General features: G+C 65.4%; 27 protein-coding genes. 19 read left to right on the plus strand and 8 right to left on the minus strand.

The window, feature by feature from the left end; genetic code table 11:
* Window positions 1-6: 6 nt before the first annotated feature.
* The 5 genes from ACOOF5_RS03965 (at window position 7) to ACOOF5_RS03985 (ending at window position 4159) form a co-directional block, all read left to right on the plus strand.
* Window positions 7-1308 carry a HipA domain-containing protein gene (locus tag ACOOF5_RS03965; RefSeq protein ID WP_420436849.1) on the plus strand — a complete coding sequence of 434 codons (1302 nt, stop codon included), beginning with the start codon at window positions 7-9 and terminating at the stop codon, window positions 1306-1308.
* A 265-nt stretch (window positions 1309-1573) separates the two neighbouring features.
* Window positions 1574-1801 carry a type II toxin-antitoxin system CcdA family antitoxin gene (locus tag ACOOF5_RS03970; protein ID WP_420436851.1) on the plus strand — a complete coding sequence of 76 codons (228 nt, stop codon included), beginning with the start codon at window positions 1574-1576 and terminating at the stop codon, window positions 1799-1801.
* Window positions 1794-2204 (plus strand): type II toxin-antitoxin system VapC family toxin, encoded by a 411-nt coding sequence (locus tag ACOOF5_RS03975; RefSeq protein WP_420436853.1) that lies wholly within the window; start codon window positions 1794-1796, stop codon window positions 2202-2204. The genes ACOOF5_RS03970 and ACOOF5_RS03975 overlap by 8 nt, the downstream gene beginning before the upstream one ends.
* An 89-nt stretch (window positions 2205-2293) precedes the next feature.
* Window positions 2294-3454 carry an amidohydrolase family protein gene (locus ACOOF5_RS03980; RefSeq protein WP_420436855.1) on the plus strand — a complete coding sequence of 387 codons (1161 nt, stop codon included), beginning with the start codon at window positions 2294-2296 and terminating at the stop codon, window positions 3452-3454.
* 96 nt (window positions 3455-3550) lie between these two features.
* On the plus strand, window positions 3551-4159 hold the full coding sequence (locus ACOOF5_RS03985) for an isochorismatase family protein (RefSeq protein ID WP_420436857.1): 609 nt from the start codon (window positions 3551-3553) through the stop codon (window positions 4157-4159).
* Window positions 4160-4193: 34 nt separating this feature from the next.
* On the opposite strand, the gene ACOOF5_RS03990 is transcribed toward ACOOF5_RS03985, so the two are convergent.
* Window positions 4194-4508 carry a chorismate mutase gene (locus ACOOF5_RS03990; protein WP_420436859.1) on the minus strand — a complete coding sequence of 105 codons (315 nt, stop codon included), beginning with the start codon at window positions 4506-4508 and terminating at the stop codon, window positions 4194-4196.
* 119 nt (window positions 4509-4627) lie between these two features.
* Here ACOOF5_RS03990 and ACOOF5_RS03995 point away from each other — a divergent pair, with 119 nt between their 5' ends.
* The 4 genes from ACOOF5_RS03995 to ACOOF5_RS04010 all read left to right on the plus strand — a co-directional run bounded on the left by ACOOF5_RS03995 (window position 4628) and on the right by ACOOF5_RS04010 (window position 7616).
* Entirely contained in the window at window positions 4628-5818 is a 1191-nt protein-coding gene (locus ACOOF5_RS03995) for a thiolase C-terminal domain-containing protein (protein ID WP_420436861.1), read from the plus strand.
* Window positions 5815-6273 (plus strand): Zn-ribbon domain-containing OB-fold protein, encoded by a 459-nt coding sequence (locus ACOOF5_RS04000; RefSeq protein WP_420436863.1) that lies wholly within the window; start codon window positions 5815-5817, stop codon window positions 6271-6273. Before ACOOF5_RS03995 ends, ACOOF5_RS04000 begins: the two co-directional genes overlap by 4 nt.
* Window positions 6274-6407: 134 nt before the next feature.
* Window positions 6408-7082, plus strand: a complete 675-nt coding sequence (locus ACOOF5_RS04005) for a DUF433 domain-containing protein (RefSeq protein ID WP_420436865.1) — start codon at window positions 6408-6410, stop codon at window positions 7080-7082.
* 12 nt (window positions 7083-7094) lie between these two features.
* Complete coding sequence (locus ACOOF5_RS04010) at window positions 7095-7616, plus strand: DUF5615 family PIN-like protein (protein WP_420436867.1); 522 nt, start codon at window positions 7095-7097, stop codon at window positions 7614-7616.
* Window positions 7617-7681: 65 nt separating this feature from the next.
* Here ACOOF5_RS04010 and ACOOF5_RS04015 read toward each other — a convergent pair whose 3' ends face one another.
* Window positions 7682-8122, minus strand: coding sequence for a PPOX class F420-dependent oxidoreductase (locus ACOOF5_RS04015; RefSeq protein ID WP_420436869.1), 441 nt, complete (start codon window positions 8120-8122; stop codon window positions 7682-7684).
* On the opposite strand from ACOOF5_RS04015, the gene ACOOF5_RS04020 reads away from it, so the two are divergent.
* The 10 genes from ACOOF5_RS04020 (at window position 8106) to ACOOF5_RS04065 (ending at window position 18807) form a co-directional block, all read left to right on the plus strand.
* Complete coding sequence (locus tag ACOOF5_RS04020; RefSeq protein WP_420436871.1) at window positions 8106-9158, plus strand: LLM class flavin-dependent oxidoreductase; 1053 nt, start codon at window positions 8106-8108, stop codon at window positions 9156-9158. The genes ACOOF5_RS04015 and ACOOF5_RS04020 overlap by 17 nt on opposite strands.
* A gap of 232 nt (window positions 9159-9390) precedes the next feature.
* On the plus strand, window positions 9391-10125 hold the full coding sequence (locus ACOOF5_RS04025) for a helix-turn-helix domain-containing protein (RefSeq protein WP_420436873.1): 735 nt from the start codon (window positions 9391-9393) through the stop codon (window positions 10123-10125).
* A gap of 4 nt (window positions 10126-10129) precedes the next feature.
* The gene (locus tag ACOOF5_RS04030; RefSeq protein WP_420436875.1) at window positions 10130-10357 is read left to right on the plus strand and encodes a hypothetical protein; all 228 of its coding nucleotides are present in this window, start codon (window positions 10130-10132) and stop codon (window positions 10355-10357) included.
* Between the two features lie 110 nt (window positions 10358-10467).
* Window positions 10468-10848 carry a hypothetical protein gene (locus tag ACOOF5_RS04035; RefSeq protein WP_420436877.1) on the plus strand — a complete coding sequence of 127 codons (381 nt, stop codon included), beginning with the start codon at window positions 10468-10470 and terminating at the stop codon, window positions 10846-10848.
* Window positions 10849-11075: 227 nt separating this feature from the next.
* Complete coding sequence (locus tag ACOOF5_RS04040; RefSeq protein WP_420436879.1) at window positions 11076-12479, plus strand: ammonium transporter; 1404 nt, start codon at window positions 11076-11078, stop codon at window positions 12477-12479.
* 170 nt (window positions 12480-12649) lie between these two features.
* Window positions 12650-12862, plus strand: a complete 213-nt coding sequence (locus ACOOF5_RS04045; RefSeq protein WP_420436881.1) for a hypothetical protein — start codon at window positions 12650-12652, stop codon at window positions 12860-12862.
* Between the two features lie 319 nt (window positions 12863-13181).
* A complete protein-coding gene (locus ACOOF5_RS04050) occupies window positions 13182-13622 on the plus strand; it encodes a hypothetical protein (RefSeq protein ID WP_420436883.1) in 441 nt (146 codons plus the stop codon).
* Window positions 13619-16000, plus strand: coding sequence for a DUF1989 domain-containing protein (locus ACOOF5_RS04055; RefSeq protein WP_420436885.1), 2382 nt, complete (start codon window positions 13619-13621; stop codon window positions 15998-16000). Before ACOOF5_RS04050 ends, ACOOF5_RS04055 begins: the two co-directional genes overlap by 4 nt.
* A gap of 106 nt (window positions 16001-16106) precedes the next feature.
* On the plus strand, window positions 16107-17450 hold the full coding sequence (locus tag ACOOF5_RS04060; RefSeq protein ID WP_420436887.1) for an NAD(P)-binding domain-containing protein: 1344 nt from the start codon (window positions 16107-16109) through the stop codon (window positions 17448-17450).
* Window positions 17451-17577: 127 nt separating this feature from the next.
* Window positions 17578-18807, plus strand: coding sequence for an NAD(P)/FAD-dependent oxidoreductase (locus ACOOF5_RS04065; RefSeq protein ID WP_420436889.1), 1230 nt, complete (start codon window positions 17578-17580; stop codon window positions 18805-18807).
* Window positions 18808-19018: 211 nt separating this feature from the next.
* Here the strand turns inward: ACOOF5_RS04065 and ACOOF5_RS04070 are convergent, their stop codons facing one another.
* The 6 genes from ACOOF5_RS04070 to ACOOF5_RS04095 all read right to left on the minus strand — a co-directional run bounded on the left by ACOOF5_RS04070 (window position 19019) and on the right by ACOOF5_RS04095 (window position 25536).
* A complete protein-coding gene (locus ACOOF5_RS04070) occupies window positions 19019-20350 on the minus strand; it encodes an NAD(P)/FAD-dependent oxidoreductase (RefSeq protein WP_420436891.1) in 1332 nt (443 codons plus the stop codon).
* A 64-nt stretch (window positions 20351-20414) separates the two neighbouring features.
* Complete coding sequence (locus ACOOF5_RS04075) at window positions 20415-20885, minus strand: hypothetical protein (protein WP_420436893.1); 471 nt, start codon at window positions 20883-20885, stop codon at window positions 20415-20417.
* A gap of 2 nt (window positions 20886-20887) precedes the next feature.
* A complete protein-coding gene (locus ACOOF5_RS04080; protein ID WP_420436895.1) occupies window positions 20888-22306 on the minus strand; it encodes an FMN-binding glutamate synthase family protein in 1419 nt (472 codons plus the stop codon).
* A 19-nt stretch (window positions 22307-22325) separates the two neighbouring features.
* Window positions 22326-23120 carry a GXGXG motif-containing protein gene (locus tag ACOOF5_RS04085; protein ID WP_420436897.1) on the minus strand — a complete coding sequence of 265 codons (795 nt, stop codon included), beginning with the start codon at window positions 23118-23120 and terminating at the stop codon, window positions 22326-22328.
* Window positions 23108-24037, minus strand: a complete 930-nt coding sequence (locus ACOOF5_RS04090; RefSeq protein WP_420436899.1) for a glutamine amidotransferase — start codon at window positions 24035-24037, stop codon at window positions 23108-23110. The genes ACOOF5_RS04085 and ACOOF5_RS04090 overlap by 13 nt, the downstream gene beginning before the upstream one ends.
* Before the next feature lie 98 nt (window positions 24038-24135).
* Window positions 24136-25536: a glutamine synthetase family protein gene (locus ACOOF5_RS04095; RefSeq protein ID WP_420436901.1), complete on the minus strand. Its 1401-nt coding sequence runs from the start codon at window positions 25534-25536 to the stop codon at window positions 24136-24138.
* Between the last annotated feature and the right edge of the window lie 304 nt (window positions 25537-25840).

Here is a 25840-nt window from a genome sequence, read left to right on the forward strand (position 1 = left end):
GCAGCCATGCCCTCCGAACCCCTCGCTGTTCTCATCGCCGGACGACACGCCGCTGTCATCGACCGATTCCGCCGTCGGCTGCGCCTCACCTACGACCCCGCATATGCCGCCGACCCGGCCGCATCCCCGCTGTCACTGTCACTGCCCCTCAACGACCCCGTCGCCGAAGGGCCACGCGTCAGCGGCTGGCTCGACGGCGTCCTGCCCGGCAACGACATGGTCCGCAGCCGCTGGGCCGCGAAGCACGGGGCGCTGTCGGATTCCCCGCTCGACCTGCTGAGCACTCCGCTGGGGCTGGACCTACCCGGTGCCGTGCAGACATGCCCCCTCGGCCACCTCGATGACATCGCCTCCCGCCCCTCGGGTATCGACTGGCTCAGCACGCCGCAGTTCGAAGAACTCGTAGACGAACTCGTCCGCGAACAGAGATGGCAGCGCAGCCATGCACGATCGGCGTGGAGCCTTGCCGGCGCCCAGTCCAAGACTGCGCTCGTGCGCAACGGCGACCGCTGGGGCGAACCTTGGGGCAACATCCCCTCCACACACATCCTCAAGCCGTCCATGCGCGACCTCGCCGACCAGGCCGTGAACGAGCATCTCTGTCTCGCAGCGGCCCGCCACTGCGGACTCGCCGTCGCCCGCTCACATGCACTGCGAGTCGGCGACCACAGCGTCATCGCCGTGCGCCGCTTCGACCGCTCCGCAGCAGCAGACGGCACCGTCACCAGAGTCCACCAAGAGGACTTCCAGCAAGCGTGCGGCGAGCCCGGCACCTTCATCTACAGGACCGAGAATCGCGGCCACCCGCTCAGCCGTCTCGCACGCTTGCTCGCCGACAACAGCGCCGATCCCGACGCAGACCTTCGCAGGTTCTTCGACGCCCTCGTGTTCAACTGGCTCGTGTGCAACAGCGACGCCCACTCCAAGAACTACAGCATCCTGCTCGGCCCCCGCGAATGTCGCCTCGCACCGCTCTATGACATCTGGTCACTCCTGCCCTATGAGGGCGATCTGAGCCGGTCGCACACGTTGGCCATGCCTGCCCTGGCTGACCGGCGCATCCTCGCCGCAGAGAACCCCCAGGCATGGACCACGACCGCGTCAACGATCGGGCTGCGCAACTTCGACGGGCCAAAACGCGCCGCACAGCTCTCAGCCGCCGTGGGCCCGGCGTTCAACCGAGCCGCCGACGAACTGCCCGATGCCATGCGCGCCTCCCCCATCGTGCAAGCGCTCACCGTCGCCATGAACCAGCGCTCCCGGCACTGCGGGGCCGCACTGAGCCCCAGCCGAGCGCCGGCCAGCTGACGATCCCGACAGGTGCCGCGGCGGCCCCAGTCGGTGCCACGGCGGCTGACTGAACTCAGGCATCACCTCAGATTCGATGTCGAATAGCTGAGGGTCACGCCCTGCCAGACGGTGGCGAACGGACCGGTGTCGGCAGCGGGATGAGGTGCTCGCAGGAGCATCAGCTGCATGCCGAAATCCGTTTGCCTGTCATCCCACGATGACTCCATGCTGGCGGTGCATGTCTACGGCCGACCGACCAGGAGCGAGTGTGTACGCTATGCGCATGGCACGCGTGAATGTCTACCTGCCGGACGATCTCGCTACGAGAGCGCGCGCAGCCGACCTGAACGTTTCCAGGCTGACGCAAGCCGCCATTCAGCGCGAGCTCGACAGATGCGCGCTCGACGAGTGGCTCGACGAAGTGGCGGCTTTGCCCCCGACGGGCATCGACGACGAGACGGCCCAAGCAGCCATCACGGCCGTCAGGGACGAATTCGAGTTCGGTGAGTGAGTCGCTGATCGTGGATGCGTCGGCCGTCGTCGACTTGCTGATCGGCGCTCCGGCGGCCAGCGCGATCAGAACCCGCTTGAGTCACAACGAGTTACACGCTCCAGCCCACCTCGATGCCGAAGTCCTGTCAGCCATCGGCCGACACCATCGCGCCGGTGCTCTCAGCGCCGACGCCGTCTCGTTACGACTGGGGATCCTGCAGCGAATGCCCATACAGCGGCACCAATTGGCTCCATTGCTCTCCGACGCATGGAACTACCGCGAGAACCTGCGGCTGGCAGATGCGCTGTACGCCGCGCTCGCCGACCGGCTCCGCGCACCCATATTGTCCACTGATCGAAGGCTGGTCGCCGCGATTCCAGCGGCGGAAGCGCCGAACGCGCCCGAGACGACGGGCGACTAAGCGAGACGTCGCGAGACTTCCGAATCTTCGGCTGCGAGACTGAGCATTCCGGATCAGCAATCCGGCAACTCAAGCTGTGGAGGGGAATCATGACGACGTATGCCGGTGAGCGGCTGATTCACGACACCGACAGTCACCTCATGGAGCCGGTGGACTGGCTGGCCAGCTATGCCGACGGGGCGACGGCCAGCAAGCTCCGGAATCTGAGCCTGGCGGGCGGCGGCGATGCCGCGACGCTCGATCTTGTGGAGAAGTGCTGGGCGCGCCGCGACGATCCTGAGGAAACGGCGAAGCTGGCAGCCGATGTCGTGGGCGGGCCGAAGGGCTATTTCGCGTACGGCTCCATGGATGCCAACGAGCGGGTGGGGGCGTTGAACCAGCTGGGCTTCGCCAGCCAACTCGTCTTCACCACCTTTGCGCACACGCAGTTTCACGCACGCGGCGACGTCGATCTGGCGTACGGCGGCGCGGCGGCGCACAACCGCGGCATTGCCGACTTCTGTTCGGTGGATCCGCGCTTGCTGGGCGTGGCTTTCATACCGCTCGAAGACCCGCAGCGCACCGTCGAATGCGCCCGCGAAGCCATCGAGGTCGGCTGCCGGGCCGCGTGGATCCCCCACGGCGTTCCGACGCAGGTGAGCCCCACCCATCCCGACTTCGACCCGCTGTGGGCACTGCTGTGCGAAGCCGGCGTGCCGGTGCTGCTGCACCTGGGGCCGAACGGCGGCAATCAGCTGCCGATGACGTACCACAACAACGGTCGGAACCCCGGCAAGGACTTCGTGGGCGGCGGCGAGAACCTGCGCTCGAAGGATTTCCTGAACCTGTACCACGACGCAGAGAACCTGCTGGCGTGCATGGTGCTCGACGGCATCTTCGAGAAGTTCCCCGAGCTGCGGTGCGGATTGATCGAACTGGGTGCCGGCTGGGTGCCGAACCTGCTGCGCTCGCTGGATAACAGCGTCAAGGCATTCGGGCGTCACGAGCCGGAGCTGTCGAAGCTGACCATGGCGCCCTCGGACTACATCCGCCGCCAGGTGCGATTCACACCCTGGCACTTCGAGGACGTGGGATGGCTGGTGTCGAACGCCGGACCGGAGTTGTTTCTGTTCTCGTCCGACTGGCCGCACCCCGAAGGCGGCCGCGACCCGATCGCCGAGTTCCAGGCATCGTTCAGCGCTGCCGGGCTCGGCGAAGGTGTCACGGCGCCGTTCTGGGCCGGCAACGCCTCGTTCCTGCTCGGCGTCTGAGGCTGCTGGGGCTCGCTTAGGCCAGCGGTAAATTGAGCTGCACAGCGCTGCGGGAGCCGCGCCCGGCGACACGAGCTACGGCGCAGGAGAGCAGACATGACTCAATACACCGATCGGCACGAGCGACAGGACACGGCCCGCTCGGCCTTGCTCGTCGTGGACGTGCAACCGACCTTCTGCGAGGGCGGCGCACTGCCCGTCGAAGGCGGCGATGCCGTGGCAGCAGGCGTGGCGGCCCTACTCGCCGATGACCATGGTTACGACCTGGTGGTGACCACGCAGGATTGGCACATCGACCCGGGCGATCATTTCAGCGACGAGCCCGACTTCGTCGAGACCTGGCCGCCGCACGGCGTGGCCGGCACCGCGGAGGCCGAGCTGCACCCCGCCCTCGAACCGGTGACCGATCAGATCGACGCCTGCGTTCGCAAGGGCATGCACGCTGCGGCGTATTCGGGCTTCGAAGGTGTGGACGACGACGGTCGGTCCCTGAACGAAGTGCTCGCAGCTGCCGGCGTGACCGAGGTCGACGTCGTGGGACTGGCGTTCGATCATTGCGTACGCGCCACCGCGGTGGACGCTGCCGCGAATGGCTACGCGACCACGGTGATCGAGACGCTCTCCGCCTCGGTGGCGCCCGAGACCGAAGCGGCAGCGCGCAATCAGCTCGCAAACGTCGGCATCGACATCATCGCCTCGCGCTGAGCTGCCCTTGCGGCAGCCAGGCGGTTTCGCCCGTCTAGAGGGTTTCCTGCTCGAGGGTGAATTCGCTGGAGGTCTCGGCTATGCGTCGGTGATTGCGAATGACCTCGTCCATCACAAAGTGGACGAATCTCTCACAGAAATCAGGGTCGAGACCTTCAGACGAGGCGAGACGGCGGAGCCCATCCACTTGCTGATGCTGGCGCACCAAGTCAACCGGCGGCATGTCGTTCGCAGCCTTGTAGACGCCGATGTCGTGAGTAATACGGAAGCGTTCCGCCAGCAGGCGCACCAATTCCGCATCGACCTTGTCGATGCCGCGGCGAAATGCAGCGAGTTCTTCATCGGTCATCGGCTCTGTTTCTAGCCCGTCGAACGGCTACCGGCACCGGCTCGGCGGCCCGCAAACCCCGGGGGCGTGTCTGACACCACGAGGCGCAAGCGGGTGGCGCTTGGCTACGGTTTGCGACCGTGAGCGAATCGAGTCGCGGGCTGCGGGGCCGAACTGCCATCGCCGGTGTCGGCGAGACCACCTATTTCAAGCGGGGCCAGTCGCCCGATCCGGAGTTCGTGCTCGTCTTGAAGGCGATCCTGGCGGCCTGCGAAGACGCCGGCATCAACCCCCGCGAGATCGACGGCTTCTGTTCCTACAGCAGCGACCGCAACACGCCTGCCCGGCTCGCCAACGCTCTCGGCCTGTCGGAGCTGCGGTACTCGAACATGCAGTGGGGCGGCGGCGGCGGCGGGGCGGCCGGAGTTGTGCAGAATGCCGCCAGTGCCGTGCTTGCCGGCTCGGCAGACGTCGTGGTCGCCTACCGAGGCCTCGCCCAAGGGCAGTACGGACGGTTCGGCCAAGGCGGTCGCCGACCCGCGATCAGCGGGGAGTACGCCTACACCATTCCCTACGGTGTGATGAGCCCGGCCCAGGTGTACGCAATGCGCACCACCCGGCTCATGCACGAGCACGACATCGACCGGTCGACGATGCGAGCCGTGGCACTGGCCGCATATCACCACGCGCAGAATAACCCGCGGGCGGTCATGCACGGCCGGCCGCTCGACGCCGACACCTACGACTCGTCACGCTGGATAACCGAACCCTTCCGCCTGTATGACTGCTGCTTGGAGAACGACGGCGCCGCCGCCATGATCGTCACCTCGGCCGAGCGAGCCGCCGATCTGAGCGACACACCCGTAATGGTGCTGGCGGCTCAGCAGAGCGGCGGGCATCGCTCGGGCGCATGGGTCCACAACCCGACCGACTACGCGACATCGAGCTTCAAACTCGCGGCACAGCACCTCTACGAACAGGCGGGTGTGACCCCCGAGGACGTCGATGTGGTGCAGAGCTACGAGAACTTCACCGGCGCCGTTGTGATGAGCCTGATCGAGCACGGCCTGTGCACCTACGAGAACGCCAATGAGGTGCTCACCTTCGAGAATCTGCGGGCTGACGGCGGCTCGCTCCCGCTGAACACCAGCGGCGGCAACCTCGCCGAGTGCTACATGCACGGCCTCGGCATGCAGATCGAAGCAGTGCGCCAGGTGCGTGGCGACTCGACCAATCAGGTGCGCGACGTGAAGGTGTCGCTGTCGAATGCCGGTCCGATGGTCGAGATCGCCTCAACCGCCATCTACGGCACCGCTGAGGTTCTGCGATGAGTGCGCTGGCCGAGGGCACCTACCTGCCGAAAGGCTTGACGCAGCCAGCACCGATGCGTGACGGCCTCGACCTGCCGTATTGGGAGGGCACCCGCGAACACCAACTTCGGGTGCAGCGATGCGCCGATTGCGGCACCCACCAGTGGGGGCCGGACTGGATGTGCCACGCCTGCCAGTCGTTCGAGGTGGAATGGGTGACAGTCGAGCCACGGGGCCGTATCTACTCATGGCAACGCGTGCACCACCCAGTGCATCCGGCACTGGCCGACCACGGCCCCTACATCGTCGTGCTCGTCGAGTTGCCCCACGCCGATGACCTGCGGATGCTCGGCAACCTGCTCGGCGACCCGATGCAGGACATTGTCATCGGCAGCGATGTCGATGCCGTCTTCGAAGACCACGACGACGGCAGCCCGCCCTTCACCCTCGTCCAATGGCAGGTCTCGGTCAGCTGATCGAACCGCACCGGGATTCATGCAGGCGGCGGAAGTCTTCGACTTCGGCTGGTGGGGCGCCTTGCTGTGACGCCCCACCCATTTGATTGCGCAATTCCACGAGCGTCGGGTTGGATCGCAGTTACTCTGCGGACATGTCAGCGGCAACCACCCGCGAGCGCATTGCAGGAGAAGCGCGCTACCTCGGGCGAGGAATTTACGACGTCGCCGAGGTCGCTCGGTTGATCCGATGCAGACGGGGGCGTGTCGAGAGCTGGACGCGGCCTGGTGCACACCTTTCTCCGCTGCTGACCGCAGAGCTACACAACCTGTTCAGCTTTTGGGACCTCGTCAGCGTCCGGGTCATCGCGGAGCTCGTTAGTCGAAGGGTTTCGCGCCAGCACATCGCCGAAGGCGCGAGGCATCTCGCCGAGGAGCTAGGTACGGATCGACCGTTCGCGCATGAGCATCTAGCGACCGTAGGGTCCGGCTTCTTCGCTGAGATTGGTGGCGCCTGGGTCGATGCAGGCCTCGGCGGTCAGCGGGCCTTCACCAGCATGGTCGAACCGCTCTTGCGCCCGATCGCCTTCAACGAGGCGCACATGGCGGCGATTTGGCGACCGGCGACCGGGGTGTGGATTAATCCGGCGGTACAGGCGGGAGCGCCGTGCGTCGACGGCACGCGAGTTCCAACGGGGTTGCTTGCTTGGCTGGTCGCAGCCGGAGGCGATGACCCGTCGGCCGAGATCGAACAAGCATGTGACGACTATCAGCTCTCCCAGATGCAAGTACAACAGGCTGTTGACTTTGAACTGGAACTGGCTGCCTGAGCCAGCGGATCGATGTCAACGTCGAAGCAGCGAGCGCGCACCCGGCTTCTGTTCGACGAGAACCTTCCTTGGCGTGTGCCCGCCGCCCTGCAGCTTCTCGAGTTGAGAACAACGTTCGTTGGCGATGAGAACGCCAGCCCGCCGAGCCCACCACGTGGTTCAACGGACGAAGAGGTACTGGAACACGCCCTTCGGACGAATCAAGTCATCGTCACTTCCAACTTGGACATGGTGTTGCTGTGCGCAGAGAGCCAACAGTCGGTCGTCTGGATCGATCCGTACGGCCGCCAGTTCCGTCGGGAAGCACTCGCTTTGCTCGTATTCAAGAGTATCGACGACTGGTCGAGGCGCCTGGTGCCGGGCGACGGGCCAAAGTGTCTGCGGGCACTGCGAACACGCACGCAGGCGCTTGATCTGCAAGAAGCCGAAGAACTCGTTCTCAAACGCATGCGGCAAATCAGAGCTGCCCGGCGCACGTCGCCGGAAGCTCCCCCACTCGGACCACTTTCTGAGACCTGGGGCGGCACGACGTAGCCTTCAACTGGGAGCGAACGCCAGCGATTGCCTGCGCGTCGAACGCCGCGCTGAGCCGTCCAGGTTCAGCCGTGCTTGTCGGGGCCGGCCTTGGTGATGTGGAAGCGGACCAGGCAGCGCTGGTCTTCGACCATCGCGCGGCGGTAGTCGTCCCAGTCGGGATGCTCGCCTTGCAGCGTCCGGTAGTACTCCACGAGCGGGTCGAGCGCGGCCTCGCCGGAGATGATCTCGGCCTCGCACTCGAGCTGAACCCAGCGTCCCAGCCACTTCTCGGGGAACACGCACAGCCACGACTGCGGGTCGCGTTGCAGGTTCTTGACCTTGAAGGCTGTGTCGCGTGTGCTCATGACAACCGTGTCGTCGACAACCGCCAGCGTCACCGGCGATAGCTGCGGTGTCCCGTCACGCGCCTTGGTAGCCAGCACAGCGCGGTCGTTCTTGCGGACATAGTCGAGCGCTTTGGAGATTTCCATCGGCGCAGCCTCGCACATGACACCCGATCCCATCAGGCCAGCAGATCGTGACGACTTCGGTTCGGTCCGCGAGACTGCCGCCATGAAAATCTCCGCTGCGTTCCCGCCAGTTCCGCAGACCCCCGACCACATCGTGCTTGCCGAGGAACTGGGCTACGAAACCGCTTGGGTGTATGACACCCCGGCCCTGCAACTCGATGTCTGGATGACGCTCGCGCTGGCCGCAGTCCGCACCGACCGCATCCGTCTAGGCACCGGCGTGCTCATTCCCACTCTGCGCCACCCGATGACGACCGCTTCGGCCATCGCGACGCTCGTCGGTCTGGTGGGACCCGAACGAGTCATCGTTGGAGCCGGCACCGGCTTCACGGGGCGTCGAGCTATGGGTCAGAAGCCTCTTCGCTGGGCCGACTTCCCAGGCATGGTCGCCGACGTCCAGTCGCTGCTGCGGGGAGAGATCGTCGAGGTCGACGGGCGGGCGGCGCGCATGCTGCACTGGCCGGGCCAGGCGGTCGAGCGGCCCATCGAGGTGCCGTGGATCGTGGCGGTGAACGGCCCCAGAGGCCTCGCCGCAGCAGCCGAGATGGGCTGCGGCGTGTTCACCTCGCGGCCCCGCCCCGATGCCGACTACGCGGGGATCGATGACGTGATCCTCCTGGGTTTCGGCACGATCCTGGACGAGGACGAGTCGATCGAATCGCCCCGCGTGCTCGACACAGCGGGCCCTGGTGTCAGCGTGGCCTACCACGCCTTTCTGGAACAGCGAGATGCGCGGCTCGACACGTTTCCAAATGCCGACCGCTTCGCCGAGATCACCGGCGACATGGACCCGAACACGCTGCACCTGTCGTTGCACGAAGGCCACCTCACCCAGCTGAACTCCATCGACCGCCGGGTGCTCACCCCCGAGTCGCTGCGCATCGCCCCATTCGTGTGCCATGCCGGCGAGGTATCCGAACGCATGGAACGACTCGCCGCCGCGGGCATCACCGAGGTGTCGTTCCAGCCCATGGGCGGCGTCGAGCGCGAGCTACGCGCCTTCGCCGCAGCCGCCGGCCTCTCAAAGTGAACGACGGAAAACGCGAGCCGACAAGCACAGATGCCATAGCTGCGCAAGCCGCAGGAGACTCTGCGACGTTGCGACCGGTTCCAGAGTGGATGCACCGTGATGCGTCTACGACGTTGGCAAGAAATGCGGTGCGGCACAAATCTCTCTACTGTTGGATCGCTGGAGCAGAGGGTCCTACCGCCGGCGCAGCTGGCGTACCGGTTCGCATCCGCAATCTGGCACTATCGGGGCGATGACGGCGACGACGGACGGCGGGGCAACGAACCCTGACCTTGACGAAGGTGCCGACGAAGGTGCCGACGAAGATGTGCCCGACTCGCTGAGTCTCACTGAACCGTATTCCGCGGACAGGGGCATCGAATCGCCGATCACCACTGCCGAACTGTGCCGGGTCGTCGGCAGCCGCGTGCGGGAGCTGCGCCAAGCACTGAACATGACGATGTCGGCCTTCGCCACCGACGCGGGCATTTCGCTGGGGATGCTCTCCAAGATCGAGCACGGCCAGAGCGCGCCCAGCCTGTCGACGCTGGCGCGCCTGGCCGCAACGGCCAAGGTGCCGGTGACCGCTTTGTTCCGCGGCCTCGACGAGGAACACGATCTGGTCATCGTGCGGGCGGGCGAGGGCCATGAGATCCACCACGACCGAGGCGGGCCGGACCGTCTGTACCAAGATCTTGGCAGCTTGCGAGGACCCAACCGGATCATCGAGCCGATGATCACCACCATCACCGAACCGGGCGGCGTGTTCCCGCTCTACCAGCACCCCGGCGTCGAGTTTCTCCACGTCCTGGAAGGCTCGCTCAGCTACGGCTACGGCGGAAGGGCTTACCTGCTCAACACTGGCGACACCATGCAGATCCACGGCGAGGTGGCCCACGGACCGGTCGAGCTCGTCGAGCTGCCAGTCCGTTTCATCTCCATCAAGGTGTACCCCGCCAGCGAATCGCGCGGCGCAGGGGGCGGGTGAAGCGATGGGCTTCCTGCTCCTGATCGAGTTCATCAGTCAGCGCCAAGGTGCCGCGCAGAGTCTGGCGCTGTGGCTGCTGCTCGCCGGTGCGCTCGCGCTGACCCTCTGGGAATGCCGCGAACGGGGCTACCGGCTCAAGGTGCTGCTGTGGTGGATGTCGTTCGTTGCGCTTACCCATGTGGTTGGCTACATCGTGCTCCGGTTCGTTCCGCGGCCCGAGATCGAATCGTGAGTTGCCTGCAGCACCGGCATACAGCGCGGCAGGCGTGCCGAGGACCTGGGGGGCGGGGGCGTTGCGACCAAGACGCCCGACGCGAGGAGACTGCGACATGATGGACAGACATGGCTGAGTCTCCCGCCGGCGATCCGCCAGCGCGACGCACACTGGGAAATCGCAAGTGGCTGCTGCTTGGCACCGGCGTTCTGCTCGCGATCATTCTGATCTTCTTCGACGGCTGCTCGGGCATTGAGGTCGAGCAGGAGGACGCCATCGCCGTGGCGCGAACTGCTCTCGATGCGACACCCGGCAGCTTCGAGCCTGACCGGTCCGAAATCCGGCTCATCCGCCGAGGCTTCCCGCCGCGGCCGTCATGGGCCGTCGTATTCACCCTGACTGATCCCGCAGGAGGTCGCGACGACTTCCTGCGACAGGCCGCGGTGGTCGTCGATGCCGGAACGGGTGTCGTGACCGACATCGAGTTCATCGAGCCCGACGGCAGTTGACCGGCGCACGCAACGCGTCGCCTGGCTTCGCGGCACCAATCGATCGCGATCATCCGCCGCGCGCCAGGCTGGCCGACTTCGGGTCCGAACCGCCCGCCGGGTTCAACATCCGCCCATCTGGCGGCAGATGTCAAACGCAAGATTGCAAACCTGTTACGGTTTTACCCAACTGACTTGGAGCCGGATCCTCGGCATCCAAGCGCACTTGGAAAACGGGGGGAGGCGCAATGGGGATTGTCGCCGTGGCCACGGACGGGATACTGACCGAGGCCTACTACTACTTCACCGTCGCGATCATGTGGCTATTGCACGTCGGCTTCATGACCTATGAGGCCGGCGTCAGCCGTCGCAAGAACATCATGTCGACGGCGATGAAGAACATCATGACGATCGCAGTGGTGACGCCGACGTTCTACTACGTCGGCTTTTGGGTGTACTTCTGCATGCAGGAAGGACTGAAGTTCACGGGGACGGCCGACGGCAACGGCAACGCCGGTGAAGCGGCGTACTTCTGCGGCGACGGTTACGTTCTGCCGTGGGACGCCAGCATGGCACCGCACATCGGAGACAACCTCACGGGGGTCTTCTGGGCGGCGTTCGTGCTGTTCTCATGGACAACCGGCTCGATCATGTCGGGCTCGGTCCTTGAGCGAATCCGGATCTCGGCCTATCTCTGGTTGACGGCACTCATGGGCGGCATCGTCTGGGTGATCGCCGCTGCCTGGGGCTGGAGCTACGGAGGCTGGCTGACCATCCACTTCGGTTACCACGACTTCGCCGCATCCGGCGTGGTGCACGGCATCGCCGGGATCTTCGCCCTCGGGGTGCTCTTCAATCTCGGGCCGAGAATCGGCAGATACGACGCCAACGGCGGGACACGAGCGTTCAAGCCCCACAACCTGCATCTCACGTTGATGGGGCTGATGATCATCTTCACCGGGTTCTACGCGTTCTACGCCGCATGCCTGTACATCCAGGCCGACACCACCGGTGGCTACGTCAACATCTACTTCGTCCCGACCACGCTGTCGGCCATCACGTTCACCATCACGATGGCGTTCGCGGGAGGCTTTGCAGGCGGTTACATCTTCGCCAAGGGCGACCCGTTCTGGACGCTGTCCGGCGGGCTGGCCGGGGTCGTCGCGGTATCATCCGGCGCCGACATCTACAGTCCGTCGCTGACGTTTATCCTGGCGTTCTTCTCCGCGGGTCTTGCCTACCTGGCAGGCAACTGGATCGAGCAAAAGGCGCGCATCGACGATGCCGTAGGCGCCGTCGCGGTCCACGGGGTCATGGGATTCTGGGGCGTGCTGCTGCTCGGCATCTTCGCCAGCGGCTTCCCCGCCAGCGGCGTGTCAGACGTGAAGACATCGTTCTTGGGTCAGGCCGTGGGGGCCGCTGCGCTCATCGCACTGGCTTTCTTCACCGGCTACATCGCTTCGTGGATACTGAAGAAGCTGAACCTGCTGAGGGTGCCACCGGAAGTCGAGCTCGAAGGCCTCGACATGGCCGAGTTCGAGACAGACTTCTTCCCCGAGTTCGGCCGCGCGGACGAGTCCATCGTCCATGCCGACGGCTCCGAAGAGTCCGCTGCAGGGGTCCTGCAGGGGGCCTACCGAGACAACCGCTAGCGCACGGTGTCGGGCGCATGGCTCCAGTTCATCGGCGCTCTCGTGCTGATGTACCTCGTCGTAGGTGCAGCAGGACTGTGGGCGAAGCGACAGCGAGCCATGGCGCGCGACGCCGGCCAAGGCACACGAGACGCTGAGCACAGAGCTCAGAATCGGTCAAGGAGAACCACATGAACACATTTCCCTACGAGAGCTTCGACGCCGCCGTGGAGGCGGCGGGGGGCTACTCGACTTGGGGCGCGCCCGCGGGCACCAACGGCACGATGGTTGCCCTCGCCCTCCTCGGCATCGCCATCTCGGTGATTTCCGCAGTGATGGTGACTGTCCGCGAGAACGCCCTGCTCAATCACGCAGCCGACCGGCTCGCTGAGAAGTACAACTAGCTCATAGAGCTCACCCGTTAGGACTGACATGGCTCGCAGAAAGCAAATCGAGTTTCAGGGCTTGCAGGGACACAGCAAGAACGTCGAGAGGGCTGTCGTGGTCTTCTGCGCCGCCTGCATTGTCTTTGTCATCATCGCCATACAGGTTGTCGGCGGAGGCGCTCTGCGCTGACTCCTGGTCCGGCCTGCGGCGCAAGCATGAACTGTCGCTGCTGGTCGGGTACGAGGACCGCTCGGCCTCACACCATCGATCGTCACGGTTCCTGCTGACATCTGTTGCAGCAGGAACCGTGACGATGGATCGCCGCAGAATGCAAAGATGGGTGTCGTGAAGACTCCACGCAAGCGGACCGCTCAGGTGTGCTCCGCAGCAGCCGGCGCGGCGATGCTGCTGCCGTGGCATGTCAATGCCGGGCTGGGCGGCAACCAGACGGTGCTCGGCATCGAGGTCACCGAAGGGCGGCTCATCATCGCGGCGTGCGCGGTAACGATCGGTCTGATCCACATCGACTGGCGTCCTGCGTGGATCGGCGCCGGCTTCGCCGGCGCCATTGCAGTACGTGAAGTCTTCGCCCCGTCCGGGATCGGGCCACCCGGCCGCCCGCCCGATCCAGGCATCGGCATTTGGACTGCAGTCATCGCTGCTGGCATCGCTGCCGTGTTGCTCGTGTGGGACATGCTGGTCGACATATCAGGGACCGGCGACGATGAGGACCCGCCGAGGCGGGGGCTGTCGGGGCCGCTCGGCCGCCGGCGATGACGCTGCTGGCGCTCGAGGGGTCCATGGCTGTGCCCGGATTGACGACGCTCGAGCCGGGTGTGGAGCGCTATCGAGTGGCCGGAGGCGGTGCCACCGTGCTGGCCCTCGATGCCGGAGACGAGCTGGAAGTCGTCGATCCCGAGGGACGCCAACCGTGCGAGCTGGTTGCCTTCGATGTCGGCGGACATTTCGACCTTGGCCTGCTCGAAGTCATCAACGGCAGCACTCGGATGTCGGCGGGGCCAGCTCCGGCGGCAGTCGGCATTCTCTCGGCGCCGCTGACTGACGCCCGCCGAGTGCGAGCCGGTCTCGAGCGCGTCGGCATCGACATGTCTGCCGTGCAGGCAGCGAGCCCGCTGAAGCTTCTCGACGGCGACACGCCTGCGAACATCTCGGGCCGGGTGATCGCGCTGGACGATCTCGTCTGTGTTGTCGCGGCACCCGGCGCCGCAATGTCGGCTCATGGCGGCGTCCCGCCGACTGACCTCATTGCCTACGTCCATCGCGGCGAGCAGACCGGTATCGAAGCCGAGCCATTGCTGCCGACTCCGCTGGCCGATCCCAGCCAGGACTTCATCGTGCTTGCCAGCACGGCTCGCGCCTACCAGGTGTCGGCGGGCGACTGGTTTCAAGTCGTGGATCCCGAAGGGCGCCAGTGCTCTGACTTCCAGTGCTTCGCGGTGGCGGATCTCGAAGCGGGCGCCGATCTCTGCCTCGACGCCACCATCACCCGCTCCCTCATGGGGGCAAGCTGCCCCGCACCCGGTCTGTACTCGAAGTTCTTCAACGCGAAGATGCAGCCGCTCGTCGAAGTAGTGCAGGACACCGTGGGCCGCCACGACACGTTCAACACTGCCTGCAACGCCCGCTACTACGACGAGATGGGCTACCCCGGCCACGTCAACTGCACCGACAACATGAACCAGGTCCTCGACCCCTTCGGCGTTGCTGCGAGACGAGGCTGGGAGGCGATCAACTTCTTCTACAACACCCAGGTGGACGACGCGAACCAGATCTACCTCGACGAGCCGTGGTCGCGCCCCGGCGACTATGTGCTGCTGCGGGCGCTGGAGGATCTGGTGTGCGTCAGCACTGCGTGCCCGTGCGATGTCGACGCTGCCAACGGCTGGAACCCCACCGACATCGCGGTCCGGGTGTACCCCGCAGCCAACATGTTCAAGAAAGCGACGGCGATCAGAATGACCGCGGACTCCGAAGCCCAGCTCACCCAAGAGACCGGATTCCACCCCCGCACCTCGGCGGCGACGCGCAGCTTCAGTGAGTACTGCGGCTATTGGCTGGCCGACCACTACACCGCGCACGGTGCAGTCGAGGAGTACTGGGCGTGCCGACAGGCCGCAGCCGCCATCGACCTGTCACCGCTGCGCAAGTTCGAGGTGACAGGACCCGACGCGGAGCTGCTGATGCAGACGTGTGTCACCCGCAACGTCCGCAAGCTCGCCGACGGGCAGGTGGTGTACACCGCCATGTGCCACCCCACCGGCGGGATGATCGACGACGGCACGGTGTTCAGGCTGGGGCGCGAGAATTTCCGCTGGATCGGCGGCCAGCTCGGCTACAGCGGCGTCTGGCTGCGTGAGCAGGCCGAGCGGCTGGGTTTGAGTGTGTGGGTGCGCAACTCCACCACCCAGCTCCACAATCTGCAGGTCCAAGGTCCCAGCAGCCGCCGCATTCTCGACGAGGTCATCTGGACCCGACCCGATCAGCCGACTGTGTCCGAGCTGGGCTGGTTCCGGTTCGCGATCGCGCGGATCGGCGACTACGACGGCATCCCGATCGTCGTCTCGCGCACGGGCTACACGGGCGAACTCGGCTACGAAGTGTTCTGCCACCCTTCCGACGCCCCGGCGGTGTGGGACGCCGTCTTCGAGGCCGGCACGCCCCATGGGCTCGTGCCCATGGGCCTCAGCGCGCTCGACATGCTGCGCATCGAAGCGGGGCTGGTCTTCGCGGGCCACGAGTTCTGCGACCAGACCGACCCCTACGAGGCAGGGATCGGCTTCACCGTCCCGCTCAAGACCAAGCACGACGACTTCATCGGTCGTGATGCCCTGTTCGACCGGCGCGACAACCCCCAGCGGCGGCTGGTAGGGCTGGAACTCGAAGGCGGCGAGCCTGGGGCGCTTGGCGACGGCGTGTTCGTGGGTCGCAACCAGGTCGGTGAGATCACCAGCGGCACGATCTCCCCCATCTTGGGAAAGAACATCGCCCTGTGCCGCATGACGCTGCCGTACAACGAGATCGGCACGGCGGTCGAGGTGGGCAAGCTGGACGGCCACGAAAAACGCATCGCGGCCGAGGTGGTGCGCTACCCGTTCTACGATCCCGACAAGTCCCGAGTCCGAGGCCTCGCCTAATCCAGCACCCCTGACGGGCGTGTCCCGGGCCGCTGCACGCAGGTGCAAGACTGAGCGGTGTTCTACTCTCATTGCATACACGTCTACTCACAGGGGGGATCTTGAGATGACACGGGTAGCCATCATCGGCGCGGGGCCGTGCGGGTTGTCGCAGCTGCATGCGTTCGCCAGCGACGCCTCGTCGGAGGCTGCAGACGTCGAGCTTGTCTGCTTCGAGAAGCAGGACGACTGGGGCGGGTTGTGGAACTACACGTGGCGCACGGGCCTCGATGAGCACGGCGAGCCCTGCCACGGTTCGATGTACCGCTACCTGTGGTCGAACGGCCCCAAGGAGTGCCTGGAGTTCGGCGACTACGGCTTCGAAGAGCACTTCGGCAAGCCGGTGGCGTCGTTCCCACCCCGTGAGGTGCTCTACGACTACATCATCGGTCGCGCCAACCGAAGCGGGATCCGCGACAAGATCCGATTCAGCCACGCTGTGCGAAATGTCAGCCGGTCTGCCTCTGGCGACGGCTTCACAGTGACGACACACGACCACGCCACCGACGCCACCTCAAGCGAGGACTTTGACTGGGTCGTGGTGTCCACCGGGCATTTCTCCACCCCCAACATGCCCCACTACCCGGGCTATGAGACGTTCGGGGGCACCCTGCTGCACGCCCACGATTTCCGCGACGCGGTGCAGTTCGAGGGCGACGTCGTGATGGTCATCGGATCGAGCTACTCGGCCGAGGACATCGCATCGCAGCTGTGGAAGTACGGGGCCTCGGCGGTCATCTGCTCGTCACGCAGCGGGCCCATGGGCTTCGACTGGCCCGAGGGCATTACCGAGAAGCCGATCCTCACCCACGTAGACGGCCGCACGGTGCACTTCGCCGACGGCACCAGCGCCGAGGTGGATGCCATCGTGTCGTGCACGGGCTACCTCCACCACTTCCCGTTCATGGACGACGAACTGCGTCTGGTGACCGCAAACCGCCTCGCGTCGTCGATGCTCTACCGAGGCGTGGTGTTCCAGCCGGAGAACCGGATTCTCTATCTGGGGATGCAGGACCAGTGGTACACGTTCAACATGTTCGACGCCCAGGCCTGGTACGCCCGCGACGTGATCCTGGGCCGCATCGAACTGCCAGACGCCGACACCCAGGCCCGCTGGATCGACGACTTCCAGGCCGCGGAAGATGAGGTGCCCGACGACTACGCCGCCATCGACTTCCAAGGCGACTACACCCAGGACCTCATCGACCAGACCGACTGTCCCGACCCCAACACGGCGCTCATCAACAAGATGTTCAAGGACTGGAAGAAGCACAAGAAGCAGTCGATCATCGGCTACCGCGACCACGGCCACACCTCGCCCGTGACAGGCGCGCAGGCGCCCGTACACCACACGTCGTGGGAACTCGCCCTCGACGACTCGCTGGAGTCGTACCTGGCCGACTCAGGCTGACAATCCGGACGATGCTCGGGGTGCGGCTTCTTACCGTGAGCGCGCAACTCGCCCGCGTGATCGAGCAATCCGCCCATTCTGCGCCTGAGTCGACCGATGGAGCGCCGATGGAACGAACCGAGCGAGCGTGAGCGGCGCTCCCACAGCAGCGCGTGTTCCGTCCGAAGTCGACGTCGTCGTGATCGGCGCGGGGGTGACCGGCGCCAGCATCGGCTACCAGCTCGCCCGGCATTCAGATCTGCGAGTGGCAATCGTCGATGCTCGGGCACCCGTCGGCGGCATTTCGGGGCGGACGTTCGGACAGATCCGTCAGCACTACTCCAACGAGCTCATGGTGCGCATCGCGCAGCGGGGCTTCCACTGCATTCAGAACTGGAGCACCGAAGTCGGCGTCGGCGACCCCGGCTATGCCCGATTCGGCTACATGCTGCTGGTCGTCGAGGACCAACTGGACGGGCTGCGGTACAACATCGATCTCGGCCGCAGTCTCGGCGTGGACACCCGCTTCGTCGTGGCCAGCGAGATCACCGATGTTGAGCCGCTGGTGAACGCCGACGGCCTCGCCGGCGGTGCCTACGAACCCGAGGGCGGCTATATCGACGTCACGAAGATGGTGCTGAGCTGGCTTGCGGCAGCGACGGCAGCCGGCGCCACCGTGCTTGCCCCGGTCGCCGTCGAGGAAATCATGACCTCGGGCGGAGCCGTCACCGGCATCAGCACCGCCGCCGGCGAGATCAGGGCCCCCACCGTTGTCGCCGCGACCGGCGCATGGGCGCGTGACCTGCTGGACCCGCTGGGCGTAGAAGTGCCCGTCGAGCGGCGGCGACTGGACATGGCGGTGCTCTCTCAAGACGCCGGAGCCCGGGCGCTGGGCACCTGCATCACCGACGGGAACTCCAATTTGGTCATCCGCCCCGACATGGGACGCCACATCGTCGCGGCGGCCTACCCGCCCGAGATGCCCGCAGTCATCGATCCGCTGGCCGACGCGTCGGCAGCAGACCATGCAGCCCACGACGTGCGCCTCAAAGCCGCCATCGCAGAGCGGCTGCCGAGCTTGACGGTGGCCTCAACGGTCTCCACCACCAGCGGCGCCTACGACGTCTCGCCCGACTACCACCCCATCCTCGGCTGGGCCCGAGAGATCGCTCCGGTAGATGGCCTCTACCTGGCAGTCGGGCTCTCAGGCCACGGGCTGAAGCTCTCTCCGGCGCTAGGCGAGATCGTCGCCGCCGACGTGCTCAACGTCAACCAAGTGGGCAACGCACCTCCCATCGACACCAGCGCACTGCGGCCCTCACGTTTCGCCGATGGCGACCTGATGCACCTCTCCTACGGTCCCAGCGCCCGCGCCTAACACTCAAGCCTGTAGGCACAGATGCCATAGCTGTGGAGGCGGCAGGAGACTCTGCGACGTTGCGACCTGCCGGATCGCGGGAGCAGAGGGTCATGCCGCCTCCACAGCGGGCGCACCGACCCACGCCTCAAAGCACAGCAGACGGCTTGCACACTGACGACATAGAGAGTTCTGCCGCCTCCACAGCGGGCGCACCGACCCGCGCGGCCCCTCAGCTCCAGGGGTAGGGCGAGTTGCTCACTGGGTGGAGCCGGCCCTCGGCGTAGCGCGAGTAGCGGAACGGCTCCAGCAACGCCTGGGGTTCGCCGAGCAGCTCGCGGGCCACCAGCGCACCGACACCGATCATCTTGTAGCCGTGGTTGGAGTCGGCGATGAAGAAGACGTTGTCGCAGAACGTGTCGAACACCGGGAAGTTGTCGGGCGAGAAGCTGCCGATCCCCCCGGAGGGCTCATCGCTGATGAGATGCGTCTTGCCCTCGAAGCGCTTGTGGCAGTGCGCCAGTGCCGCGGTCCAGGTGCGGTAGAAGTCACCTCCCACCACGAAGTCGGGCGAGTCGGGGCCGTACGGATCGACCGCCACCTGGTCGGATGGCTTGTCCACCACGTAGGGCATGTAGCCGCCTTGCACGCCGCCGAAATTGAAGTCGGGCTTGTAGTAGATGCCCCACGGCCCCTCGGTGACCAGGCCGTCGGCGTCGTAGAGGGGTGCGTCGGTGTCGACGTGCACCACCGGCGGCATGTTGCCCTCGTTGTCGGTCAGATAGCCGGGATCGACCGTGAGGGTGCCCTCCTGCAGGCACATGTAGGTCCAGGTCGGCACGTTGTGCAGCTCGCCGTCGGCACCCAAGATGTCGGTAGTGGTCGGCAGGTCGAGCATCGCCCAGATCTTCTGCACCCACGGCCCCACGGCCACGACTACGTGCTCGCAGCGAACGGCGCCCTGGTCAGTCAGCACGGCCGTGACTGCCCCGGAATTTTCCTGGTCAAACCCGGTGACGGTCACTCCCCCGACCACTTCGACCTCTTCTGCGGAGACCTTGCCCGCCAGGCCCTTCAGCGAGGCCATGTTGTTGGCGTAGCCGCCACGGTGCTCGTGCAGCACGCTAGTGATGCCTTGGGCCTGCCAGTCGTCGAAGATGCCCTTCATGTAGCTGGCCGAGGCCTCAGCACCTTCGACGAACGTGGACGAGTAGCCGATGGCCTGCTGCTGGGCGTGGATCGACGCCACGTCTGAACGCATGGCCTCGTGGCTGATCTGCATGTAGCCCACGGGGTGATACGAGAACGCTTCGGGGTCGCTGTCCCAGACGTCCACCGAGTGAGCCATGAGCTCGCGCATGGCCGGCTGGAAATAGTTGTTGCGGATGACGCCGCAGGCGATGCCCGAGGCGCCCGCGCCGACACCCGACTTGTCGATCACGACGATGTCGGCACCCGAACCCCGACCCGACGACCTCAGGTCGCGGGCGAGGTTCCACGCGGTGGACAGGCCGTGGATGCCCGAACCGATGATGACGTAACGAGCGCTGGTCGGTAGTGCCATGAGGGTCTTCTTGATGATTGGCTGCTTGAAGCTGATCGTGGTGTGGCTTGTGGAGAATGTCGGCTCAGTGGGCAGTCGGGGCTGACCACCCCTCCAGCACTGGCGCGCGCCAGTCGGTGCCGACGATTCGGGAGTCTTCGACCCACGGTCCGAGTTCCACCTGGGGGAACTTGCAGTGGATGTCCTTGAGGGTGATGCCGTAGCTGTTGCCCTCGATGAGGTGCTTCATGAGCACCTTGCGGGCAATCTCGTCCTCGCGTCCCACCGGGATCTCGAAGTAGATCTTGAGGAACGAGTTCGAGTACCGGTCGAACACCGCCGGGACACCGTCCTCGGCGAGCAGGGTGATGTCCTCGAGCCAGTTGATGTCGGGCCCAGGCGTGAGCGCCAAGAGGTCGATGTCTTCGACGAGCGACATGTCCTCTTGGTACGGAAATCGCTTGCCTGCCAGCACCTCTGCATCGATGGCGACGGTGCGGGTCTCGCGCGTGCTCTCGCCCGTGCTTGCTGCTCCTGCGTTTGATGCTGCAGCCATGTCTAGAGACCTCCGTCGATCACGTGCTTGTCGAAGAGGTCACGGATCTCTTGGAGCGTCCGTTCCTCGGTGACGCCGGGGATGTAGTTGGTGCCGGCGAGGGGCACTTTGGCCATGGCGGCGGCCTCGTGGGTCAGCGCCGCCAGGTCCTCGGGTTCGAGCGAGTGGATGTTGGTCTTGCCGCAGGCCCGGGCCAGCATCTGCACTTCCATCGTCAAGGTGATGAGGAAGTTGTAGACCCGCAGGGCGGCCTCGTCGACGTCGAGACGCTTGCGGAGCTCCACGTCCTGGGTGGCAACGCCCACCGGGCACCTACCGGTGTGGCAGTGGTAACACTCGCCAGCCGGAACGCCGATCGTGCCCTCGTAGTCGGTGACGCCGGGGATTTCCTTGTTGCAGTTGAGCGCCATCAGCGCCGCCGTGCCCAGGGCAATGGCGTCGGCGCCGAGCGCCAAGCACTTGGCGACGTCGCCGCCGTTGCGGATACCGCCCGCCACGACCAGATCGATGTCGTCGGCGAGACCGACGTCTTCGAGCGCCCGGCGGGCTTCGGGGATCGCTGCCATCAACGGGATGCCGGTCTCCTCGGTCGCCAAGTGCGGCCCGGCACCCGTGCCACCCTCCGCGCCGTCGAGGTAGATGACGTCGGGGCCGCACTTGGCCGCCATCCGCACGTCGTCGTACACCCGGGCCGATCCCAGCTTGAGCTGGATCGGGATCTGGTAGTCCGTCGCCTCGCGAATCTCTTGGATCTTCAGCGACAGGTCGTCGGGGCCGAGCCAGTCGGGGTGACGTGCCGGTGAGCGCTGGTCGATGCCCGCCGGCAGCGACCGCATCTCGGCTACCTGCTCGGTGACCTTCTGGCCCATCAGGTGGCCGCCGAGGCCCACCTTGCAGCCCTGCCCGATGAAGAACTCCACCGCGTCGGCCAGCATCAGGTGGTGAGGGTTGAAGCCGTAGCGGCTCTGGATGATCTGGTAGTACCACTTGGTCGACAGATCACGCTCGGGCGGGATCATGCCGCCCTCGCCCGAACAGGTGGCGGTTCCGGCCATCGAAGCGCCCTTGGCCAGGGCCATCTTGGCCTCGAGCGACAGCGCTCCGAAGCTCATGCCGGTGATGTACACCGGGATCTCCAGCTCGAGCGGTTTCTCGGCAAAGCGGGCGCCGATGACCGTCTTGGTCTCGCACTTCTCGCGGTAGCCCTCGATCACGAAGCGGGTGAGGGTGCCCGGCAGGAATACCAGCTCGTCCCAGTGGGGGATCTTCTTGAAGATGGAGAAGCCCCGCATCCGGTAGCGGCCCAGCTCGGACTTCACGTGGATGTCGTTGATCACCTCGCGGGTGAAGATCCGGCTCTTGCCGAGCACGTCAGTGCTCGCATTGACAGCGCTGTCGATAGTCGGGTTGTCGTCGGTCATGACTGTTCTTCCCCCTGCCCTAGTGGATGACGAGCTTGCGCTCGGACGGTTCAAGCTGGTCGTAGTTGTGCAGCACCTTGCCGCAGACGAATTTCTGGAACTCGGGCGGATTGCCGAGCCCGTGGAGCCCGAACTTGCGCTCGATCAGCTCGGTGTCGGCGTCGGTCCAGTCGCCAGGCACGCAGTCGACGCCGAGCGAGGCCACCTTGCCGGCCACGTAGATCTCCCCGTCGTACATCGAGTCGCCCAAGTTCATGCCTGCGTTGCCGCAGATGATCTGTCGGCCCCGCTGCATCATGAACCCGGTATTGATGCCGACATCGCCGAGCACGATGATCGTGCCGCCCTTCTGGTCGATGCCGGTGCGCGCGCCCACATCGCCCTTGACGATCAGATCGCCGCCCCTGATGGCAGCCCCGGTCAGCGAACCGGCGCTGCGCTCGATGGTGACGACGCCCGACATCATGTTCTCGGCCACCGACCAGCCGACACGGCCATTGATGGTCACCTCTGGCCCGTCGATGAGCCCGCAGGCGAACCAGCCTGGGCTGCCTTCGAAGTGAATGCGGCAGCGCTTCAGGATCCCGACCGCCAGCGAGTGCTTCGAGGCCGGATTCAAGATGGTGACGTCGGTGATGCCGTCGTCGTAGATGAGCTTGCGCAGCGCCATGTTGATCTGCCGGATGGTCAGGTCAGTTGCGTCGAAGCGCGCCCTTTCGCCGTCCACCTCGATGTTGTCGGGCATCTCGGCATGGGGCTCGACCAAGCCCCGGGCATCGTAAGAAATGCCGCTGCGGGAACCTATACCTGCCACACCAGCACCTCTCGCTCGTAGGGATCGCGGGTCACCACTTCACGCTTCACCAGCGATCGGATGGCCACTTCCTCGGTGGCCACCGCCACCAGCGGCTCTGACTCGAACAGCACCAGCGGCTTGGCTGCCATCTCGTCCTTGGCGACACCGAGCTGGTTACCGGTGACGCAAACATAGGTGAACACGCCGTCGAGGTCGTCGAGGCTGTGCTTCATGGACGTCTCCAGCGACAGCCCCCGCGACATGAACTCAGCGAGGTACACCGCGATGATCTCGGAGTCGCATTCGCTCTGGAAGCGGTGGCCGTGCTGCTCGAGCCGGCGCCGCCACTGGTGGTAGTTGGTGAGCTGGCCGTTGTGCACCACGGCCACGTCGGCGAACGGGTACGCCCAGTAGGGGTGCGCGCTGGCGAGGTCGACCTCGGACTCGGTGGCCATGCGCACATGCCCGATGCCGTGTGTGCCGTGGAACGATCCCAGGTTGTACTGGTCGCTGACCGTGGCGGCGTCGCCGAGGTCCTTGATGATTTCCAGCGAGCTGCCCAGCGACAGCACCTCACAGCCGGGAACGTCCTCGAGATAGTCGGCCAGGGCCTTCAGATCACCGCCGTAGCGGATGGTGGCCCGGAATGCATAGCCGGTGTCGCTGGTGACCGTGGCCACCTCGGCCCCGATCTTGGCGAGGCGACTCTCGACCTCGGCCCGGTTCCGTTCGAGCCGCTCGGCCATGCCGATGCCCGTGCTCTTGTTGGGCTCGGCCAGCACGAACCGGATGACAACAAGGTCGTCGGCTGGCCCGTACACCGCGTAACCCGTGGAATCCGGTCCTCGGTGCTTCATGGACTGGAGCATCGCGGTGAGCTCTGCTCCGATGTCGGCGGATCCGTCGCGGTGGATCACTCCGGCTATGCCGCACATGGTGTGTCCTCCTTCGTGGGTGCGTCTGTTCTTTCTTGGTCTGCAAAATTCGTTGCTCTAGGTGCGCCGGCCCTGCAATCAGCAGCGTCGGCAGGCGGTCAGGGCAGGATGTCGAGGTATTCCTCCACGTCCCAGTCGGAGACGGTGTGCAGGAACCGCTCCCACTCGTCGGTCTTGTAATGCATGAACACCTTGTACATCTCGCCGGGCAGAGCCGCCTTGACGACTTCGTCTGCGTCGAACGCCTCAAGGGCCTCGCCGAGGGTGAGCGGGATCTTCTGCACGTCCTTGCCCGACTCCACGGCCTCGTAGATGTTGCGCTCTTCGGGCGGGCCTGGGTCGAGGCCGCGGTCGAGGCCGTCGTCCATCGCCATCAAGAGCCCCGCGAAGGACAGGTGCGGGTTGACCGAGCTGTCGGCCGTTCGGTACTCGAAGCGACCCGGCGCACTGATCCGCAAAGCAGTCGTGCGGTTCTGGAAGCCCCAGTCCGCGAAGACAGGCGCCCAAAAGCCGGTATCCCACAGCCTCCGGTAAGAATTGACCGTCGGCGCGCTCAGGCAGGTGAGCCCTCGGACGTGCTCGAGAATGCCGCCGATGGCCTTCATGCCCACAGGGCCGGGCAACTGCGGGTCGTCACCCTCGGGCATGAACTTGTTGTTGCCGTCTGCGTCCCACAGCGAGATGTTGTGGTGGCAGCCATTGGCCGACACTCCCATGAAGGGCTTCGGCATGAAACACGGGAAGGCGCCCATCTCACGGCCGACCTGCTTGCAGACTTGGCGGTAGGTGGTGAGCCGGTCGGCGGTGAGCTCGGCCCGGTCGAATTGGAAGTTCAGCTCGAGCTGGCCGGGGGCGTCCTCGTGGTCGCCTTGGATCATTTCGAGACCCATGTCCGTGCAGTACTCGATCACCTTGTGGATGATCGGCTGCAGCTCGGCGAACTGGTCGATGTGGTAGCAGTTCGGCCTGGTCATGCCCTCCACGGTCGGCTTACCGTCGGCGTCGGCCTTGAGCCACATCATCTCGGGCTCGCAGCCGGCCCGCAGGTGCAGACCGTGCTTGGCCTCGAAGTCGGCATGGAGCCGCTTCAGGTTGCCTCGGCAGTCCGATGTCAGGAAGGCGCCGCCGTCCACCTCTTCCTCACGACCCCGGAACAGGGTGCACCACACGCGGGCCGTCTTGGGGTCCCACGGCAGCCGCATGAACGTCTCGGGCTCGCCGATGCCGACGAGCTCGCGGGCCTCGGGGCCATAGCCGATGTAGTTGCCATGACGATCGATGAAGAGATTGGCGGTGGAGCCATAGACCAATTGGAAGCCCTTGCGGGCGATCATCCCGAAGTGCTTGGCAGGTATGCCCTTGCCCATGATCCGGCCAGTGACAGACACGAATTGGCAGTACAGGTACTGGATGCCTTCGGCCGCGATTTGGGCCTCGACTTCGGCGATCTGCTCCTCGCGTCGGTCTGCGTTGACGAAGTTCTCAAGGTCGGTTGCCATTGCTCCCCCTGTCTGGGCGGCTGTCAGGTCCATACGAACCGTAACGCCCCCGAAACCCGCGCTCCCGAACGCGCGCGGACCCCGCCGCAACCTAGCACAGAATCCGAGGGCACATCTAACCTGGGTAGCGGCTCTTTCCTCACAGTAGAGCAAATCGCCCAGCCGATCTTGTGCTGACGCGGGCGCAGATCGACAATATCGCGAGGGGGCGAGCCGGCTGCTGAGTGTTACCGTGGCTGCATGAGCGGCGCAGACACCGACGTGGCTGCCGACATCAACAAGCGCTCGACGGGGGCGTGAGCTG

Origin of the sequence: Candidatus Poriferisodalis sp. (assembly GCF_965214215.1) — a bacterium.
Taxonomy (GTDB): Bacteria; Actinomycetota; Acidimicrobiia; order Acidimicrobiales; family Poriferisodalaceae; genus Poriferisodalis.